Source organism: Nocardiopsis dassonvillei, assembly GCF_964273065.1.
GTDB classification, from domain to species: domain Bacteria; phylum Actinomycetota; class Actinomycetes; order Streptosporangiales; family Streptosporangiaceae; genus Nocardiopsis; species Nocardiopsis dassonvillei_B.
In genome coordinates, this window is the sequence record NZ_OZ186815.1 from 671,490 (window position 1) to 689,667 (window position 18,178).

An 18,178-nucleotide genomic window follows, 5' to 3' on the forward strand; every position below is an offset into this window, starting at 1 on the left:
CAGGATCGTCCCATGACCTCCACCACCCCCCGCTCCGCGGGCCTGGGGCGCCCGTTCTGGAGCCTGTGGACCTCTTCGTCCCTGTCCAACCTCGCCGACGGCGTCCTGAAGATCGCCCTGCCCCTGGCCGCCCTGCGCTTCACCGACGCGCCCATGCTCATCGCCGGCGTGTCCCTGGCCCTGTCCCTGCCCTGGCTGCTGTTCTCCCTGCCCGCGGGGGCCCTGGCCGACCGGCTGGACCGGCGCCGGGTGATGCTCGCCGCCAACACCGTCCGCGCCCTGCTCGCCACCCTGCTGGCCCTGTCCCTGCTCACCGGCCTGGGCGGCATCTGGGTGCTGTACGCCGTCGCCCTGGGCGTGGGCGTCACCGAGACCCTCTACGACACCTCGGCCCAGTCGATCCTGCCCCAGCTGGTCCCGCGCGGGCGGCTGGACCGCGCCAACGGCCGCCTGCACGCCACCGAGACGGCCATGAACCAGTTCGTCGGCCCGCCCCTGGGCGGCCTGCTGGTGGCGGCCGGGACGGCCCTGGCCCTGGCCGTCCCGGCCGCCCTGTGGCTGGTCGCCGTGGGGGCGCTCCTCCTGGTCCGGGGCCGGTTCCGGGTCGAACGCGAACGGACCGCCACCATGCGGTCCGACATCGTCGAAGGGCTGGCCTACCTGTGGCGGCACCGGCTGCTGCGCGCCTTCGCCGCGATGGTCGGCATCAGCAACTTCGCGAGCAGCGCGGCCTTCGCCGTGTTCGTGCTGTACGCGGTGGGCCCGGGCTCCCCCATGGGCATGGGCGAGCCCGCCTACGGCGTCCTGCTCACGACCAGCGCCCTGGGCGTCATCCTGGGTTCCCTGAACGCCGGACGCCTCGTCGGCCTGCTGGGCCGGTCCCTGTCGATGCGCGCCTCAGCGGTGGCCTTCGTCGTCCTGGTCGGGGTGCCCGCCCTCACCGCGGACCCCTTCCTCATCGGCGCCGGGTTCTTCGCCGGCGGGCTCGGCATCGCCGTGTGGAACGTGACCACGGTGTCGCTGCGCCAGCGCATCACCCCCGACCACATGCTCGGCCGGCTCAACAGCGGCTACCGGCTGCTGGCCTGGGGGACCATGCCCCTGGGCGCCGCCGCGGGCGGGGCCATCGCCCAGTTCGCCGGGCTGACCTGGGTCTTCGCCACCATGGCGGTGCTGAGTGCGGTGGTCCTGGTGTGGCTGCTGTTCATCGGCGACACCGACATGGACCGGGCCGAGGCCGCGGCCTCCGGATGAAAAACCCTGGCCTTCCGCGCGCTCACTCCACCACGATGGGCCCATGGCACCCACCACTCCCCCGCCGCACCACGACCCCGGCACCGAGGTCCTGCACGGCGGCAACACCTCCGGTCCCGTCCTGCGCGTGGGCGGCACCGTCCGCAAGCAGTGGCACCGGGCGGCACCCTCCGTCGTCCACCTGCTGCGGCACCTGGAGAGGCACGGCTACGAGGCGGCGCCCCGCTCCTACGGGCGCTCCCTGACCGGGGACCAGCTGCTGGAGTACGTCCCCGGGACCCCGGCCGAACAGGGCCCGCCGCTGACCGCCGCCGAGCTGCACCGGCTGGGCGGGCTGATCCGGCGCCTGCACGACCTCACCGCCTCCCACCGGCCCCGGCACCCGCAGCAGGCGGTGTGGGACGTGGCCGTCCCGGACCCGCGCCAGGAGGTCCTCTGCCACTACGACCTGGCCCCGTGGAACCTGGTGCGCGACGGCGACCGGTGGGTGTTCATCGACTGGGACGGTGCGGGCCCGGGCACCCGCATGGGCGACCTCGGCTACGCGGCCCACGGGTTCGTGCCCCTGCACGCGGGAGGCGACCCGCGAGCGGACGCGGCCCGGCTGCGCGCCCTGGCGGACGGCTACGGGTGCGACCGCGCCCAGCGCGAGGAGCTGCCCGACGCCGTCCACCACCGGGTGCGCGGCATGTACGACCTGCTGGTGGAGGGGGGCCGCACCGGCCGCGCCCCCTGGGCCGACCTGTACGCGCAGGGCCACGCCGACCACTGGGGCCCGGCGGCCGACTACGTCGCCGGCCACCGGGCCCTGTGGCTGGACGCGCTGCTCTCCTAGACCGCGCGCCAGGCGTAGGCGGCCGAGACCGGGTGGCCCCGGTACTTCTCCCACTTGGGCTTGGCCGCCACCCAGGCGTCGTCCACCACCCCCTCGACCATGTCCACCGGGGTCCACCCGGCCGCCAGGGCGGCGCGCAGCTGCTCGCTGACGAGGTGCACGTGGGTGGAGATCGCCACCGACTCCCCCGAGTCGTCGGTGTAGTGGGTGGGCATCCCCGACACCATCGCGAACTGCGGGTGGTAGGAGGCCAGCAGGAGCAGCCCGCCGGGGCGGACCAGGCGGCGCGCCTCGGCGTAGAAGGGCGCCAGGTCGGGCAGGTGCTCGTCGATGAGCGAGGACACCACCAGATCGTAGGCTCCGCCCGCCAGCCCCGTGTCGCGCACGTCCCCCTCGGCCAGGGTGGTGTGGGCGCCGCGCTTCCGGGCCAGTGCGAGCATGCCCGGGCTCAGGTCCACCCCGTCGATGCCGCCCGCCACCCCCCTGCCGCGCAGCCAGGCGGCGGTGCGCCCGGTGCCGCAGCCCAGGTCCGCGACGCGGCCCACCTCCGGCCAGTCGGGCTGGGGCAGGCGCTCCAGCAGCCCCAGGTCCATGGCGTCCAGTACCGAGTCCTCGTAGGTGGCCGACCAGCCGTCGTAGCCGGTGGCGACGTCGACGGTGCGGTAGTTGCGGGTGTCGTAGGCGGAGAAGTCGAGCATGACCCCGAGTATCACCGGCCCCGGCCGCCGGCCGCGAGCCATTAAAAAATGCGTTGCCCGACCGGCGTCCGCCCCTCTACGGTGAAGCCATGTCGGCCTTCTTCGGTGTGACCGACCGTGCCCAGGCCCGGTCCGTGCGCGCCCACGACCTCGAACTCCGGCCCCGCCCCTGCGGCCCGGGCCGGTGACCGGACCCCTCCGAGAGCACCGCCGTTCCCGTACCTTCCCCGGTGCGATGTCGGCGGTGCCAGGGGGTCCGCTCCTCTTCTGACGGCGCCCCGGTCCGGGCCCGATCGTGTCCCTGATTCTTCGGGGACGGGTCGCCCGGCCTCCTTCTCCACGCGTGCCCTCGGGCCGCTTCCCCGGCGTGCCACCCGTCCCCCGACGCCGCCCTCCCGGGCGGCCGAAAAGGACCTTTCGTGGTACGCACCGCACACCCGCGCCCGGGGAACGACCGCCGGCGCCTGTCCCAGAACTTCCTCACCGACCCCTCCACCGCCCGCCGCGTGGTGCGCCTGGCTGGGGTGGACCCCGACGGGCCGACCCTGGAGGTGGGCCCCGGCGACGGGGCGCTCACCCGCTTCCTGGCCCCGGCCGCGGGGCGGCTGACCGCCTACGAGATCGACCCCCGCCTCGCCGCCCGCCTCTCCCGCCGCCACCCGGACGTGCGGGTGGTGTGCGCCGACTTCACCCGGGTACGGCCCCCGCGCGAGCCGTTCGCCGTGGTCGGCAACATCCCCTACTCCCGCACCTCCGACATCGTGCGCTGGTGCCTGTCGGCGCCCGCCCTGACCGGGGCCACCCTCATCACCCAGTGGGAGTACGCGGCCAAGCGCACCGGCGGCCACGGCCGCTGGAGCAGGCTCACCGTGCGGACGTGGCCGACCTGGTCGTGGGAGTCGGCGGGCCGCATCCCCCGCCACCGCTTCCACCCCGTACCGCGGGTGGACGCCGGGGTGCTGCTGCTGCGCCGCCGGACCGCCCCGCTGCTCGACCCGGCCGACGCCGGGGACTACCGGGCCCTGGTGGAACTCGGCTTCTCCGGCGTGGGCGGATCACTGCGGGCGTCGCTGCGCCGCGCCCACCCCGCCCGGCGGGTCGACCGGGCGCTGGCGGCCGCGCGGGTTCCCGGCGACGCGCCCGTCGGGTTCGTCTCCCCCGACCAGTGGGTGACGGTGTTCGGACACCTGGGCCGCTGACGCCCGGAGGGGGGCGGTAGGGTCGCACCCATGAGACGTACCGCCCCCCTCGCACTCCTCCTGCTCCCCCTCGCGGCCGGCTGCGCCGGAGCGGGGGACCGGCACGTCTCCTTCGGTGAATCCGCCGAGATCTCCGTGCCCGTCGGCGCCTACGGGTCGGAGTTCTTTCCCGGCCGCAGCGCCGACGTGCGGTACACCGTCGACGAGGTCACCTCTTCCCGGCCGGGGGAGGTGGCCTTCACCCTCACCGTGGAGGTCCCCCGGGTGGGCCGGACCCTGGGCCTGGGCGACCTGGCCGCCGTGTGCGAGTCAGGCGGGCACAGAGGCGCCTCCCGCAGCGACGACCCGCCCGGAGAGGCCGACGAGGGCACCCACTCCTTCGCGATGGAGTGCGCCGTTCCGGAGGACGCCGGGGAGATCGTCATCGCGGTGGAGCACTACGGCCGGCGCCTGGAGTTCACCGGCACCCCCGCCTGAGGCCTCACAGCCGCAGGACCGCGAAGCACTCACCCGGCACCCGCACCCGCCGCCCGTCCACCTCCGGCACCCCGTTGGCCAGCAGCAGCTCGTGCGGGACGGCGTCCAGTTCCGCCACGGCGGCCTCCCCTCCCAGGTTGCACACCACCCGCAGCGTTCCGCGCACCAGCACCAGGCACCGCCCGTCCTCGGAGGCCGTCACCGCGAACCGGTCCAGCCGCGGGTCGGCCAGCTCCGGCTCGGCCCGGCGCAGCGCGATGAGCGCGCGGTAGGCCGCGAGGACGGGCGCGTGCGGTTCCCGGCCGGGCTGGGACCAGTCCAGCACCGCCCCGTCCCGGGTGGCCGGGTCCATGGGGTCGGGGATCTCCGAAGCGTCCCACCCCAGGGCGGCGAACTCCCGCCGCCGCCCGCTGCGCACCCCCTCCACCAGGTCGGGGTCGGTGAAGGACGCGAAGAACGGCCAGGGGGTGGTGGCCGCCCACTCCTCCCCCATGAAGATCATCGGCGTGTACGGCGAGCACAGCAGCAGCGCCGCCCCGCACACCAGCAACCCCGGGGACACGTGCTCGCCCATGCGGTCGCCGCGGGCCCGGTTGCCGATCTGGTCGTGCGTGGACAGGTACCCCAGGAACCGGTGCCCGGGCACGCGCGCGGTGTCCACCGGCCGCCCGTGGGTGCGGCCGCGGAACGACGAGTGCGTCCCGGCGTGCCGGAACACCCGGGTCAGCACGGCGGGAAGCACCTCGGGCCCGGCGAAGTCGGCGTAGTAGCCGTGGGTCTCGCCGGTGAGCGCCACGTGCAGCGCGTGGTGCAGGTCGTCGGACCACTGGGCGGTCATCCCGACCCCTCCCGCCTCCCGCGGCAGTACCGTGCGCGGGTCGTTGCGGTCGGACTCGGCGATCAGCGACAGCGGCCGCCCCAGCCCGGTGGCCAGGGCCTCCACCTCCGCGGACAGCTCCTCCAGGATCGGCACCGCCCGGTCGTCGCGCAGGGCGTGCACGGCGTCTAGCCGCAGCCCGTCCAGGCGGTAGTGGCGCAGCCACCCCAGGGCGTTGTCGACGATGTGGCGGCGCACCGGGTCGGAGTCGGGGCCGTCGAGGTTGAGGGAGGGCCCCCAGGCGTTCTCCCCGGAGAAGTAGGGGCCGAACCGGGGCAGGTAGGCGCCCGAGGGCCCCAGGTGGTTGTGGACCACGTCCAGCAGCACGGCCAGCCCCCGCCCGTGGCAGGCGTCCACGAACTCCTTGAGGGCGTCGGGCCCGCCGTAGGGTTCGTGCACCGCGTACCAGAGCACCCCGTCGTAGCCCCAGCCGTGGGTGCCGTCGAACGCGTTGACCGGCATCACCTCCACATGGGTGACCCCCAGGTCGACCAGGTGGTCCAGCCGGTCGATCGCCGACTTGAGGGTGCCCTCGGGGGTGAAGGTGCCCACGTGCATCTCATAGACCACCGCGCCCGCCAGGGGCCGCCCGGTCCACTCGGTCTCCCAGGCGAACGCCCCGTGGTCGTACACCCGGCTGGGGGCGTGCACCCCGTCGGGCTGGTGCAGGGAACGCGGGTCGGGCAGTGGGAGGGGGTCCTCGTCCAGGAGGTAGGCGTAGTCGGTGCCGGGCCCGGCCTCGTCGACCTGGGCGCGCCACCACCCGTCGGGGCCGCGCTCCATGTCCACCACCGGGGGCGCGGGGTCCCGGGCCGCCCCCAGACGCAGCCGGACCCGGTCCCGGTGCGGCGCCCACACCGCGAAGTCGCCGTCCACGCCCAGTCCCGGTGTGGGGGACCCGCTGGTCAAGATCTCCGATTCGCTCACAGGCAGGTGTCTACCCGAGGCGGGGCGCGACCACCCGCGCGACACACGGGTTCAGCGCGGCCGGTACAGGTGCAGGCGCACCGACGCGGTCACCGCGGCCGGCTCGGGCAGGGCGGCGACGCGCGCGGCCAGGTCGGCGGGGTCGAGGTGGCGGGCGCTGGGGCCCATGCCCACGACGGTGGCGACGTCCTCGCGGGCCAGGTCCATGGTGAACCGGAGAGGCTCGGTCCCGGCGGGCGCGAAGTGCCCGTGCAGGCCCCTCTCCAGGCGCTCGTCCTTGCGCGGGTCCACCGCGAGCAGCCCCAGCGGGGCCCGCAGCTCGGCGAGGTGGTCGGCGTCGGGCACGACCACCACCAGGACCCCGCCCGGCGCCAGGACCCGGGCGAACTCCGCGGCGTTGCGCGGGGCGAACACGTTGAGCAGGACGTCGGCGGTGGCGTCACGCAGCGGCAGGCCCCGCCAGGCGTCGGCGGTGACCGCCCCGGCCCGCGGGTGGGCCCTGGCGGCGCGGCGGGCGGCGAACTTGGACACGTCCACCGTCAGCCCGGTGGCGCCGGGGACCTCCTCCAGCACGTGCGCCAGGTAGTGGCCGGTGCCGCCGCCCACGTCCACGGCGAACGGGGCGTCGGCCGCCTCGCGGGCCACCGTGCGGGCCAGCGCCGCGCCGATGGGCGCGTAGTGCCCGGCCTGCTGGAACCGGACCCGGTCGGCGACCATCGCCCTGTCGTCGCCCGTGCCGGGCGGGGTGGCGCCGGTGAGCAGGCTGACGTAGCCCTCGCGGGCCACGTTGAACACGTGCCCGGCCCGGCACTCCACCCCCCGCCCGGTGGCGGCCAGGTCCGTGCCGCAGGCCGGGCAGGCCAGGGCGGAGAACGCGGTCCGGGGCATGCGCGGCCTCGGGCCGCCGGAGGTGTTCGTGCTCGTCATGATCGACGCCAGCCTACCGGCGCCCCGCCGCGGGCCCGCTCAGGAGCGGTGCAGCACCGCCACCGGGTAGCGGTCCAGCAGCTCCGCCAGCAGGGGCGCGGTGAGCCCGTCGGGGCCGGTGGGGGCGAACTCGCGGCCGGTCAGCAGGTCGCGCCACACCCCGGGTCCCGAGGGCAGTGGCAGCACCGTGTCGGCCCAGCCCCCGGCGTCGGCCAGGGTGAGCGGCAGCCGGGTCGCCGCCAGGGCCAGGTCCGGGCGGGAGGCGCCGCGCGAGGTGCGGGCGAACCCCAGGGCGTGCCGGGCCGCCGGGCCGCAGGCCTCCAGCGGCAGGTACCCGCGCGGCTCCAGGTCCCGGCGGGCGCGCAGGCAGGTGCGCACCAGGTGGAGTTTGGCCGCGCCGGTCTCGTCCACCGGGGGCAGCCACCCCTCCTCCAGGCGGGCCAGCAGCCTCTCGCGCAGCGCGTGGTCCACGGGGCGGCGGTTGTCGGGGTCCACCAGGGACAGGTCCCACAGCTCGGTGCCCTGGTAGACGTCGGGCACGCCGGGGCCGAGCAGCTGCGCGGCCTTCTGGCCCAGGGCGTTGGACCACCCGGCGGCGCGCACCGACTCCACCACCGACAGCACCTCGCCCAGCAGGACCCGGTCGTCCAGGACCCGGTCGGGCCAGGCGCGGACCCGGTCCTCGAAGTCGTGGTCGGGGGCGGTCCAGGAGGTGCCCAGCCTTGCCTCCCGGGCGGCCTTGAGCAGGTATTCGGCGAGCCGGTCGGCGTCGATGGGCCAGGCCCCCACCAGGGTCTGCCAGCCCAGCAGGTTCAGCGACGGCTCGGGCAGGGCGCACCGGCCGGTCCAGCGGCGCACCGCGCCGGTGAAGCCCTCCGACACCTCCGCCAGTGCCGCCAGGCGGGCGCGCACGTCCTCCGACCGCTTGGTGTCGTGGGTGGACAGCGCCGTCATGGTGTGCGGGGCGCCGGCCTCCCGGCGGGCGGCGTCGGTGTGGAACTCCCCGGGGGTGACGGCGAAGTCGGCCGGGTCGCCGCCCACCTCGTTCAGGGCGGCGAACCGGGTGGTCCGGTAGAACGCGGTGTTCTCGGTGCCCATGGCCACGACCATGCCGCTGGTCTGCTGGATGCGCCGGGCGAGCTCGCCGCGCGGGTCGGCGCGCACCCGGTCGTCGATCACCTCCAGGTGCGGTTCCAGGTCGGGGCGGCGGCGGACGGCGGTCTCCACCGCCCGCGCCCAGGCGTCCTCCCCCTCGGGCAGGTAGGAGCGGTACACGTCGAACGCGCACAGCAGCTCCACCACGGCGTCGGCGCGCCGCTCCCGGGCCACCGCGTCCGGGGCGCCGCCGTCCCGCGGCGGCCGGGGCGGCACCAGGGCGGCGATGCGGCGCACCTCTGCGGCGAGCAGGTCGGTGGCGGCGGCGTGGCGGGCGCGGGCGTCGGCCGCGGCCGTGTCCACCTCCACCCCGTGGTCGGCGGCCAGGGTGGTGAGGTCGCCCTCCCCGGAGGGGGAGACGAACACCCCGCAGGCCACCCGCAGCGCGTCGTAGCCGGTGGTGCCCGCCACCGGCCAGGACCGGGGCAGGTCCTCGCCGGGTGCGAGGATCTTCTCCACCACGATCCAGCCGGGGAAGCGGGCGGCCAGGGTGCGCAGGTAGCCGCCGGGGTCGGTGAGCCCGTCCACGTGGTCCACGCGCAGGCCGTCGATGCGGCCCAGGTCGGCCTGGCGCAGGATCTCGGCGTGCACGGCGTCGAACACGCCGGGGTCCTCCACCCGCACCGCGGCCAGGTCGCTGACGTCGAAGAACCGCCGGTAGGTGAGCTCGGAGTCGCCGCGCCGCCAGGACACCAGCCGGTAGTGCTGCCGGTCGTGGACGGCCGCCGGGTCCTCCCCGGGGGTGTAGGTGTCCCGGGCCAGGGGGTAGCGCTTGTCGTGGTAGGCGAGGCAGCCGTCGACGACGCGCAGGTCCGCCAGCGCGGCCCGGCCGCCGTCGCCGTCGTCGGCCAGCACGGGGATGAGGATCGGCCCGGCGGCGAAGTCGATGTCGAAGCAGCGCGCGTACGCCGACCCGCGGCCCCGCTCCAGCACGTCCCACCACCAGGGGTTGGCGTCGGCGCGGGCCACCGACATGTGGTTGGGGACGATGTCCACCACCACCGCCATCCCGGCCTCGTGCGCCTTGGCGGCCAGGGCCGCGAACGCCTCCTCCCCGCCCAGCTCGGCGGAGACGCGTGTGGGATCGACCACGTCGTAGCCGTGCGCGGAGCCGGGCGCGGCCTGCAGGATCGGCGACAGGTACAGGGCGCCCGCGGCGGTGCGCGCCAGCCGGTCCACCACCGCGGCGGCGTCGACCAGGGTGAACTCCGGACGCAGTTGCAGGCGGTAGGTTGACGTCACGGGGACGGTCGGGGTGCGGTGCGTGCTCATCACGCCCCTACCCGTGCCCAGCTCCCGCGCGTGTCATGCACGCCCCCGCCGAGGCCCCGCGGCCCGCCGGGGGCGGTGCACGGCGGCACGGCCGCCATGGTTGAATTCTTCGGCGGTGTTCCGTACACCTGCCACAACGCGCCCACGACGGGCGACGCGTCGGTGCACGCCATGGGGGTCACCGACACCGATGAAAGGGTGAGAAGCAAGTCGTGCTCCCGTCCAACAAGCGCTCCCGGACCCACGCCGCGGCCGGCGCCGCCCTCGCGGGGCTGCTGCTGGCGACCACCGCCTGCGGCAGCGACGACGCCGTGCGCGACGCCGCTCCGCCGGCCGTCCCCGACGACCTGGAGTGCTTCTCCGGCAGCCTGTCCGGGGCCGGGTCCAGCGCCCAGGAGAACGCGATGACGACCTGGATCGCCGGTTACCAGTCGGCGTGCGAGGGCGCGCGCGTCTACTACGACTCCATCGGTTCGGGCGGCGGCCGCAACCAGTTCATCGACGGCGCGGTGGTCTTCGCGGGCACCGACGCCGCGGTGGACCCGGAGGAGAACGCCGACGCCATGGAGCGCTGCGGCGGCTCGGACACCATCAACCTGCCCGCCTACACGGTGGCGATCGCGGTGGTGTTCAACCTGGAGGGCGTGGACTCGCTCAACCTGCGCCCGGCCACCCTGGCGAAGATCTTCGACCAGAAGATCACCCGCTGGGACGACCCGGAGATCGCCGCGGACAACCCCGACGTGGACCTGCCGGACCTGGAGATCACCCCGGTCAACCGCGCCGACGACTCGGGCACCACCGAGAACTTCACCCGGTACCTGGAGAAGGCCGCCCCCGACGCCTGGCCGCACGGGGCCGACGGGCAGTGGCCGATCACCCCGCGCGAGTCGGCGCAGGGCAACAGCGGCATCGCCGACACCGTCAAGCGCGCCGAGGGCTCCGTCGGCTACGTGGAGATGTCCCACGTGCACGGCATGTCCACCGTGGCGGTGGGCGTGGGCGACTCCTTCGTGGAGATCTCCCCCGAGGCCGCCGCGCAGGTCGTGGCCGACTCCCCGCGCAGCGAGGAGACCAACGGCGAGTACGACCTGGCGCTGGACCTGGACTACGGGACCACCGCCGAGGGCTCCTACCCGCTGGTGCTGGTGAGCTACGAGGCCGTGTGCCTGGACTACCCCGACGACGGCGAGGCCGAGCGGGTGAAGGCGTTCCTGCGCTACGTCGTCAGCCCGGAGGGCCAGGAGGCCGTCTCGGAGGAGACGGGGTCCACGCCGATCAACGACTCCCTGCGCGAGCGGGTGCTGGCGTCCATCGACCAGGTCTCCTGACACGGGGCCGGTCCGGGCGCGCCGCCATGCGGCGCGCCCGTCCGGCGCACCGCATCGGGTACCTTGGGTACCGGCACTGTCGCGACCGGTGACGAGAACGTGGTCGGCGTGCGCTCTCGAAGGGGCCCGGCCGCCTTCGGGCCGGTGTCTTCCCCCATCTGCCCGGCCGCGGCCGGCCCCGACGGACCGCCCCTCAGCCGCGTCTCCAGTGCCGTGCCAGCGCGGACAGCCGGTCGCGCCAGCGGGCGCCGGCGGCACCCTCCCGCTCCGCCCTCCCGTCCCGGGTCCCCTCCCGGGGGGCTCTGACGCCCCCGGTGCCGGCCGGCCTCCGCTCCCGCGCCTGTTCGAGCCGGGGTGCGGGACGCGGGGGCGGCGGCACCGACCGGTACAGCGACAGGTCGGTGAGGGTGTCCTCCCCGGCGTGGATGCGGTAGCGGCCGTGCAGCTCGGCCACCACGTCCCCCAGGTCCTCGCCGTCCCCGCCCACCCGCACGGCCCGGGCCAGGGCGCGGGTCCGCCACAGCCGCACCCCCGCGTCCCGGGTCGGCGAGGCCGCCGGGTACAGCTCGGTGAGCCCGGCCCGGGAGCGCTCGGCCCCGGCGAGCAGCCGCGACAGGGCGACCTGCCCCAGCCCCCAGGCCACCGGGACCTGGAGCAGGAACGGCGAGGGGAAGCCGGTGCGCGGCGCCCGGGAGGCGAAGGAGATCCTGGGCTCGCGCAGGTAGTTGGCCTGGACCAGGCGCAGGTCCAGGTGCGGTCCGGCCGGTGCTCCGGGGGCGGCTTCCGCGCCCTCCCAGTCGGCGACCAGGGTGATCGCCAGGTCGGTCTCGGCGCTGTCCAGCAGCCGGTCCACACACCCGCGGACCAGGTCGTAGGACGCCCCGGACACGTCGACGACGGCGTGCACCAGCGGGACGCGCCGCCGGTGGGCGGGGACGCGTTCGCGGTAGGCGTGCGGGTGGGGCATCAGCTCGGCCAGCACCTCGGTGCGGAACCGCTGGGACGGCAGCCGGGTGCGGGCGGTGCCCGCCGGGCCCACGTGCCAGGCGGTGGCGGCGGGCTCGGGGATCAGGACCGCGCCCGCCTGCCACAGCCGGTAGCCGAACTCGGTGTCCTGGCCCAGGTCCAGGTCGGGGTCCACGCCGCCGGCGGCCTCGTACAGGCTGCGCCGCACCGCCGCGGCCGACCCGAGGTAGGCGTGGAAGCCGAGGTGGTCGGCGTCGCGCAGCTCGTCGCTGTCGGCCAGGACGCGTTCGATCCACTCGTGGCGGCGCCCCGGGGCCATCTCCTGGTGCAGGGTCCCGGCGCGCACCTGGGCCAGCAGTTCGGCGGGGCTGTCGGGGGCGGAGTCGGCGAAGGCGACCCGCCCCAGGGTGACGGCCTCGGCGTGGACGTGGTGCCAGCGGGCCTGGGCCTCGATGAACTCCCGGCCCACGACGGCGTCGGCGTCCAGCCACACCAGGATGTCGCCGGTGCCGGCGTGGGCGCCGTAGGCGCGGGCGTACCCGGCGCCCCAGGCTCCGTCGGGCACGGTGAGCAGGCGGCACCGGCCGGGGCGCAGCTCGGGCAGGCGCAGGGGCGGACGGGAGCGGTCGTCGACGACCAGGACCTCCACGAGGTGCTCGGGGTAGGTCTGTCCGGCCAGTGCGGCCAGGGTCAGGTCGAGCCGGTCCTGGCCGCCGCGCGCCGGGATGACGACGCTGACGCTCAGGTCGGGGCTCCAGGCTCCGATGTCGGGGGGCGTCAGCGCGCTCCAGTCGTTGCGGAAGACGCGGGTGAGGACCCGCTCGACCCGTCCGCGGTGCGAGACCCCGTCGACATGAGACCCTACGTGCTTATTCAGTGACACAGAGTCACTATAGCCCTGTTTCGCGTCACCGTGGGGAGCCTTGCCCCGGTGTCCCCCGTCCGTTCCGCCCTCCCCCTATCGGCACGGAACCGCCCGTGAACGCACAAAGGCTTCCCGCGGCCGACGGGACCGCGGGAAGCCCGCGCGTTCGGGGCCGGTGCTCAGCGGCGCCGCTGCCCCCGCAGCATCGCCACGCCCAGCACGGCCAGGCCGACCACCAGCGCGATCATCAGCAGCCACACCAGCAGCCCGACCAGCAGCGACAGCACCCAGAAGAGCACCAGGGCGGCCGCGGCGCCGGCGGCGATCCTGAGCAGTAGACGTCCCATGGCGCAAAAGGATACGCGCCGGGTCAGCCGACCCGGACGGCGGCCGTGAACACACCGTCCCAGTACGCGGCCAGCGACACCTCTTCCAGCGGCTTGGACGGGTTGGAGCCGTGGATCATCCGGCCGTTGCCGGAGTAGATCCCCACGTGGCTGGGCGCCGACTCGCTGTAGAAGAACAGCAGGTCACCGGGCTGCACCTGGTCGCGGGAGATCCGCGTGCCCGCGTTCACCTGGTCGTAGGTGGTGCGCGGCAGGCTCACCCCGGCCCGGGCCCAGGCCGCCTGCACCAGACCCGAGCAGTCGTAGCCGTCGGGCCCCGTCCCGCCCCACACGTAGGGCTTGCCGATCTGGGCTCGGGCGAAGTCGAGCACCGCCTGCACGTCGCCCGAGGCGGCCACCGCGGCGCCACCGCCCGAGCCGGCCGTCTCCACCGAGGTGGGGTCCACCCCGCCCAGGCTCTCCAGCACCTCGGCCTGCTCCTCCAGGGCCTCCTCGCCGCGCTCCTGGGCGGCCTCCGCCTCCTCCAGCGCCTCGGCGGCCCGCTCCTCGGTCTCGGCGGCCTCCGCGTGCAGCCGCTCGCCGCGCTCGACCTCCTCGATGTACCCGGCCAGCACGTCCTGCTGGCCCTCGGAGAGGTAGTCCAGGTCGGCGACGTTCTGCAGAGCGGCGTCGGGGGCGCCTCCGAAGAGCACGGTGAACATGCTGTAGGGCGAACCGGTGTAGGCGACCTGGGCGATCCCGGCGACCTTGCCCGACATCGCCTCCAGCTCCCGCTCCGCCTCGGTCAGCCGCTCCTCCAGCTCCTCGAGCTCGGCCTGGGCCGCCTCGTGGTCCTCCTCGGCCTGGTTGAAGGTCTCGTTGAGCCCGGACAGCTCCTCCTGGAGCTGCTCGTACCGCTCCCGGGCCTCCTCCTCGGTGGGCTCGGCGGCGGCGACGCCGGACGAGAGCACGACCGCGCCCAGGGCGGCGAAGCCGACCGCGGCGAAGCGGCGGCGGGCGCCGACGGGTACAGGGTTGCGAGTCAAGGGACCGACTGCCTTCCTCCCACACCCGCCTACCGGCGCAGGGCACCCCGAGGGCACGCCGGAGCGGCGCGCAGGGGATGCGGGAGCGAGGGGGTCCCGGCGGCGGCACGCGAGGGGCGCGGGCGCCGGGCGTTCTGCGGCGGCCTCCGCTCCTGGGAAAAGGACTCGGGAGCGAGCGGAGTGCGGCGGCACCGGGCGCCGTCGCCCTGGTGGCGACTCACGGGGGCGACCCGGTCTGAGGGAACAGTAATCCACCCCCCGGACCGGACGCGACCCTTTCGTTACTTTTCCTTGGGCAACCTTCCGGCCTGCGGGGTTGCTCCCCGGGTGCGGCAATGCCCGCCCATGCGCGGGAACGGCCCTTCTGTATGCCCCCCGAAAGAGCACCAAAACAAGGTCAAAACACCCGAAAATGTGATGTGCATCATGCGAACCGGAAGGCGGGGGAGGCCGGCCTCCCCCGCCCCGCACGTCACAGGTGACGCGACCACCACTCCAGGATCGCCTCGAACCGCGCCACCCGGTGGCTGGGCAGCCCCGACCGCGACAGTTCGTGCCCCTCACCCGGGAACAGCAGCATCTCCGTCTCGGCCCCGCGCGCCTTCAGCGCCACGAACAGGCGCTGTGCCTGCTCCACAGGGCACCGCCAGTCCTCCTCCGAGTGGATGATCAGCACCGGGATGTCGATCCGGTCCGCGTAGGTGAGCGGGCTCTGCTCGGCCCACGTCTCCGGCGGCCCGTACAGCGGTTCGGGGAACAGCGATCCGATGTCGGAGGAGCCCCGGAAGCTGTCGATGGCGTTGACCGCCCGCTCGCTGATCGCCGCCCGGAACCGGTCGCCGTGGCGGCCCGCCATCCAGGTCGTCATGAACCCGCCGTGCGAGCCGCCCAGCACCCCCACCCGGGAGGCGTCCAGCCGATCGTCCTTCAGGGCCTCGTCCAGGAACGCCAGCAGGTCGGCGGCGCTCACCTCGCCCACCGCGCCGATGATCGCCCGGCCGTGCTCCTGGCCGTACCCCGAGGAGCCGCGCGGGTTGCACATCACCACCGCGTACCCCGCCGCCGCGTACACCTGGGTCTCGTCGAAGACCTGGTGGCCGTAGGGGGCGAAGGGGCCGCCGTGGATCATCAGCAGCACCGGGTGCGGGCCCTCGCCCTCGGGGACCGCCACCCAGCCGTGCACCGGGTACCCGTCGGCGGCGTGCGCCACCAGCTCCACCATCGGCAGCGGGTCCACTCCCGCGGCCAGCGACGTGAGAGGGCTCGCACCCTCCTCCGACACCGCGACCAGCTCGCCGCTGCTGCGCCCGTCGGCCACCGCGGCCACGGTCACCCCGGCCGCCGCGTCGAACGCCTGCACCTGCACCCTGCCGGCGAGCACCTCGCCGGGCTCCCCGCCACCGAACGGCACCAGCAGCAGGTCCACCGCCCCGCGCCGCTCGGCGGTGGCCAGCACGCCCTCCCCCGTCACCCTCAGGGAGCCGACGAAGCGGGGCTCCTCCTCCGGGGTGAGCCGGAGCGGGGCGGCCGAGCCGTCCGCGGGCACCGACCACACCGCCGTGGTCCGGCCGACGAAGTCGCGCAGGTCGTCGCCGAGCCGGTCGGCCAGGAAGAACACCGCGGAACCGTCCGCGGAGTACGCCGGCGCCCAGGCGTCCAGGGTCCCGTCGGTGACCCGCCGCGGCTCGGCCCCGGCCTCGGGCGCCACCGCCCACAGGTCCCGCACCAGGTCGGTGTCGCGCGTCTCGTGCCGGGAGGCGGCGAAGACCAGCTCGCCGCCGTCGGGGTGCCAGGCCACGTCGGAGTGGTCGAAGGGCCCCTCGGTCACCTGCACCGGCTCGCCCGCCTCCCCGGCCGGGTCCAGCGGCGCGGACACGAACACGTGGGCGGGCCGGTCGAGGAAGTAGCCCAGGCCGTCGAGCCTGTACTTGAGCTCGGTGATCCGCCGCGGCGGCTCCTTGCCCGGCTTGCCGTCGACGTACCGCTTCTCCTCGGGGATCCGCGCCGTGTACGCCAGCCGGGTCGAGTCCGGGCTCCACACCGGGTCCTGGGCTCCCAGCGGGTGCGCGGTGACCTTCCACGCCTCCCCGCCGCCGGCGGGCAGGACGTGGATCTGGGGGCGCTCGTCCGCGTCCGGGCGCAGGAACGCGATCCAGCGGCCGTCGGGGGAGAACACCGGCGACCGGTCCCGGTCGCCGCGGGTCAGCCGGACCGGCGCCGCCGACCCGTCGGCGGGCACCGACCACAGCGATCCGAGATAGGCGTCCTCCTCCAGGTCGGGGCGGACCACGGAGAACACCGCGCGCGAACCGTCGGGGGACAGGGTCGGCGCGCCGACGGTGTGCAGGTGAACGATGTCAGTTGGCTTCATACACATCGGCGTCCCGGCACGGGGCCCGGGACGCCCCTCCTCGCTCTTCGGGCGGCGGGCCCGCCGTTCGGGGCCGCCGCGTGCCGGACGCGGCCGCGGGGGCGCGGCCGGCCGTACGGGCCGGGGGCGGGTCCCGCCCCCTGGGGGAGGACCCTATCCGCGCCCTCCAGGGAATATCCAGGGCATTTCAGACACGAGCCGTCACAGGGAGCCGTCGGTCTCCAGCTCCGTGCACACCCACACCCCGTCCCGCCGGTGCGCCCGGAACGCGAACACCCGCGCCCGCAGGTCACAGGCGATCACCGCGCTGGCCTCCAGGCCCTCGCCCGCCCGCTGGTGGAACACCCGCTCCAGCCGCGGCGCCGACCGGCACGGCAGCGCGCCCCGCAGCCTGCGCAGCTGCTCGCGCACCGCGACGCCGACCCGGCCCCGCATCGCCTCGGGGGTGCGCCGCCCCACCAGGACCTCCGCCACCTGCTGGGCCAGCAGGTGGACCTCGCCCGGGGTGCGGTGCCCCTCCAGCGGAGCGTGGCGGCGGCCCGGCGGCACCCGTCGCGGCGGGGTGCGCCCCGGGGTCGCCGCCGGCCGGTACGGATTCGAGGCGGCCGGGCGCCCGGCGTGCCGGGCGTGCGGGGCCCGCTCCCCGGCGCAGACCGGGCGCGGACAGGGGTGACGGTCGGGCGAGTGGGACATGAACGTTTTCCTTCCCGGGGGACGACGTGCGGTCACAACCGACCACAGAGACCCCTCGTACGGGCCCGTTCCACCTGGAATGCCAGGTTTCGGTTCGGCCGCCGTCCGCCCCGCCGCCCCCCGCAGGCGGCATACTTCCTGATGTGACTCACCCGTACCTTTCATCCCCCGCCCCGCTGGCCCTCGCCCACCGGGGCGGGTGGATCGCCGACGACCGGGGTGTGCGCCGCACCGAGCTGGAGAACACCGCGGCCGCCTTCCAGCACGCCGTGGACCTGGGCTACACGTACCTGGAGACGGACGTGCACGCCACCGCCGACGGAGTCCTCACCGCGTTCCACGACGCCACCCTGGACCGCACCACCGACCGGGTCGGCGCCATCGCCGAGCTGCCCTACCGCGAGGTCGCGCGCGCCCGGGTGGGCGGGGTCGAGCCCGTCCCCCTGCTGGAGGACCTGCTCGGAAGCTGGCCGCACGCCAGGTTCAACATCGACCTGAAGGCCGACGGGGCCGTCCTGCCCCTCATCGACGTGCTGCGCCGCACCGGCGCCTGGGACCGGGTGTGCGTGGGCTCCTTCGACCAGCGCCGCCTGGACCGGGCCCGCCGCCTCCTGCCCCGGCCGGTCGCCACCTCCTGCGGCCCCCGCGACGTCGCCCGGCTGCGCGCCGCCTCACTGGCGCCGCCGCTGCTCCCCCTCGCCCCCCGCACCCCGGTGTGCGCGCAGATCCCCCTGCGGCACGGCTCGTTCCCGGTGCTGAGCCGCGACCTCGTCCGCACCGCCCACCGGCTCGGGATGCAGGTCCACGTGTGGACCGTCAACGAACCCGGGGTGATGGAGCGCCTGCTCGACGCGGGCGTCGACGGGATCGTCACCGACAACACCACCGCGCTGCGGGAGGTGCTGATCCGCCGCGGCCAGTGGACCGGCGCCGCCAGAGCGCACGAAGGATAGGAACCC

15 protein-coding genes are annotated in these 18,178 nt (G+C 75.3%); 6 read left to right on the forward strand and 9 right to left on the reverse strand.

All coding sequences use genetic code 11. The features are described from left to right. Positions 1-12: 12 nt before the first annotated feature. On the forward strand, positions 13-1,254 hold the full coding sequence (locus tag ACSUPR_RS03265; protein WP_436889413.1) for an MFS transporter: 1,242 nt from the start codon (positions 13-15) through the stop codon (positions 1,252-1,254). 43 nt (positions 1,255-1,297) lie between these two features. Continuing rightward, the gene (locus ACSUPR_RS03270; protein ID WP_436889414.1) at positions 1,298-2,089 is read left to right on the forward strand and encodes a phosphotransferase; all 792 of its coding nucleotides are present in this window, start codon (positions 1,298-1,300) and stop codon (positions 2,087-2,089) included. On the opposite strand, the gene ACSUPR_RS03275 is transcribed toward ACSUPR_RS03270, so the two are convergent. After that, positions 2,086-2,787: a class I SAM-dependent DNA methyltransferase gene (locus ACSUPR_RS03275; protein WP_436889415.1), complete on the reverse strand. Its 702-nt coding sequence runs from the start codon at positions 2,785-2,787 to the stop codon at positions 2,086-2,088. The two genes, ACSUPR_RS03270 and ACSUPR_RS03275, sit on opposite strands and share 4 nt — an antisense overlap. A 419-nt stretch (positions 2,788-3,206) precedes the next feature. On the opposite strand from ACSUPR_RS03275, the gene erm reads away from it, so the two are divergent. After that, positions 3,207-3,986, forward strand: coding sequence for an ErmE/ErmH/ErmO/ErmR family 23S rRNA (adenine(2058)-N(6))-methyltransferase (gene erm / locus ACSUPR_RS03280; RefSeq protein WP_436889416.1), 780 nt, complete (start codon positions 3,207-3,209; stop codon positions 3,984-3,986). Positions 3,987-4,016: 30 nt separating this feature from the next. Then, entirely contained in the window at positions 4,017-4,463 is a 447-nt protein-coding gene (locus ACSUPR_RS03285; RefSeq protein WP_436889417.1) for a hypothetical protein, read from the forward strand. A gap of 4 nt (positions 4,464-4,467) precedes the next feature. Here ACSUPR_RS03285 and treZ read toward each other — a convergent pair whose 3' ends face one another. The 3 genes from treZ to treY all read right to left on the reverse strand — a co-directional run bounded on the left by treZ (position 4,468) and on the right by treY (position 9,621). Then, positions 4,468-6,267, reverse strand: a complete 1,800-nt coding sequence (treZ, locus tag ACSUPR_RS03290; protein ID WP_436889418.1) for a malto-oligosyltrehalose trehalohydrolase — start codon at positions 6,265-6,267, stop codon at positions 4,468-4,470. A gap of 51 nt (positions 6,268-6,318) precedes the next feature. After that, positions 6,319-7,155: a putative RNA methyltransferase gene (locus tag ACSUPR_RS03295; protein WP_436892216.1), complete on the reverse strand. Its 837-nt coding sequence runs from the start codon at positions 7,153-7,155 to the stop codon at positions 6,319-6,321. A gap of 78 nt (positions 7,156-7,233) precedes the next feature. Continuing rightward, a complete protein-coding gene (gene treY, locus ACSUPR_RS03300) occupies positions 7,234-9,621 on the reverse strand; it encodes a malto-oligosyltrehalose synthase (protein WP_436889419.1) in 2,388 nt (795 codons plus the stop codon). A gap of 212 nt (positions 9,622-9,833) precedes the next feature. On the opposite strand from treY, the gene pstS reads away from it, so the two are divergent. Continuing rightward, positions 9,834-10,952: a phosphate ABC transporter substrate-binding protein PstS gene (gene pstS / locus ACSUPR_RS03305; RefSeq protein ID WP_436889420.1), complete on the forward strand. Its 1,119-nt coding sequence runs from the start codon at positions 9,834-9,836 to the stop codon at positions 10,950-10,952. Between the two features lie 193 nt (positions 10,953-11,145). Here pstS and ACSUPR_RS03310 read toward each other — a convergent pair whose 3' ends face one another. The 5 genes from ACSUPR_RS03310 to ACSUPR_RS03330 form a co-directional block, all read right to left on the reverse strand. Next, the gene (locus tag ACSUPR_RS03310) at positions 11,146-12,801 is read right to left on the reverse strand and encodes a glycosyltransferase (RefSeq protein WP_436889421.1); all 1,656 of its coding nucleotides are present in this window, start codon (positions 12,799-12,801) and stop codon (positions 11,146-11,148) included. Positions 12,802-12,962: 161 nt separating this feature from the next. Then, positions 12,963-13,130 carry a hypothetical protein gene (locus ACSUPR_RS03315; RefSeq protein WP_436889422.1) on the reverse strand — a complete coding sequence of 56 codons (168 nt, stop codon included), beginning with the start codon at positions 13,128-13,130 and terminating at the stop codon, positions 12,963-12,965. Between the two features lie 23 nt (positions 13,131-13,153). Beyond that, a complete protein-coding gene (locus ACSUPR_RS03320; protein ID WP_436889423.1) occupies positions 13,154-14,155 on the reverse strand; it encodes a C40 family peptidase in 1,002 nt (333 codons plus the stop codon). A gap of 472 nt (positions 14,156-14,627) precedes the next feature. Then, complete coding sequence (locus ACSUPR_RS03325; RefSeq protein WP_436889424.1) at positions 14,628-16,526, reverse strand: alpha/beta fold hydrolase; 1,899 nt, start codon at positions 16,524-16,526, stop codon at positions 14,628-14,630. Positions 16,527-16,727: 201 nt separating this feature from the next. Further along, positions 16,728-17,219, reverse strand: a complete 492-nt coding sequence (locus ACSUPR_RS03330) for an Rv3235 family protein (RefSeq protein ID WP_436889425.1) — start codon at positions 17,217-17,219, stop codon at positions 16,728-16,730. Positions 17,220-17,362: 143 nt separating this feature from the next. On the opposite strand from ACSUPR_RS03330, the gene ACSUPR_RS03335 reads away from it, so the two are divergent. Beyond that, entirely contained in the window at positions 17,363-18,172 is an 810-nt protein-coding gene (locus tag ACSUPR_RS03335; protein ID WP_436889426.1) for a glycerophosphodiester phosphodiesterase family protein, read from the forward strand. Positions 18,173-18,178 lie beyond the last annotated feature (6 nt).

What these genes read in the sequence shown, in the direction of transcription:
- ACSUPR_RS03265 (WP_436889413.1), top strand. Translation starts at nt 13, where the DNA reads ATGACCTCCACCACCCCCCGCTCCGCGGGCCTGGGGCGCCCGTTCTGG.
- ACSUPR_RS03270 (WP_436889414.1), top strand. Translation starts at nt 1,298, where the DNA reads ATGGCACCCACCACTCCCCCGCCGCACCACGACCCCGGCACCGAGGTC.
- ACSUPR_RS03275 (WP_436889415.1), bottom strand. Translation starts at nt 2,787, where the DNA reads ATGCTCGACTTCTCCGCCTACGACACCCGCAACTACCGCACCGTCGAC.
- ACSUPR_RS03285 (WP_436889417.1), top strand. Translation starts at nt 4,017, where the DNA reads ATGAGACGTACCGCCCCCCTCGCACTCCTCCTGCTCCCCCTCGCGGCC.
- ACSUPR_RS03295 (WP_436892216.1), bottom strand. Translation starts at nt 7,155, where the DNA reads ATGCCCCGGACCGCGTTCTCCGCCCTGGCCTGCCCGGCCTGCGGCACG.
- treY (WP_436889419.1), bottom strand. Translation starts at nt 9,621, where the DNA reads ATGAGCACGCACCGCACCCCGACCGTCCCCGTGACGTCAACCTACCGC.
- ACSUPR_RS03315 (WP_436889422.1), bottom strand. Translation starts at nt 13,130, where the DNA reads ATGGGACGTCTACTGCTCAGGATCGCCGCCGGCGCCGCGGCCGCCCTG.
- ACSUPR_RS03325 (WP_436889424.1), bottom strand. Translation starts at nt 16,526, where the DNA reads ATGAAGCCAACTGACATCGTTCACCTGCACACCGTCGGCGCGCCGACC.
- ACSUPR_RS03330 (WP_436889425.1), bottom strand. Translation starts at nt 17,219, where the DNA reads ATGTCCCACTCGCCCGACCGTCACCCCTGTCCGCGCCCGGTCTGCGCC.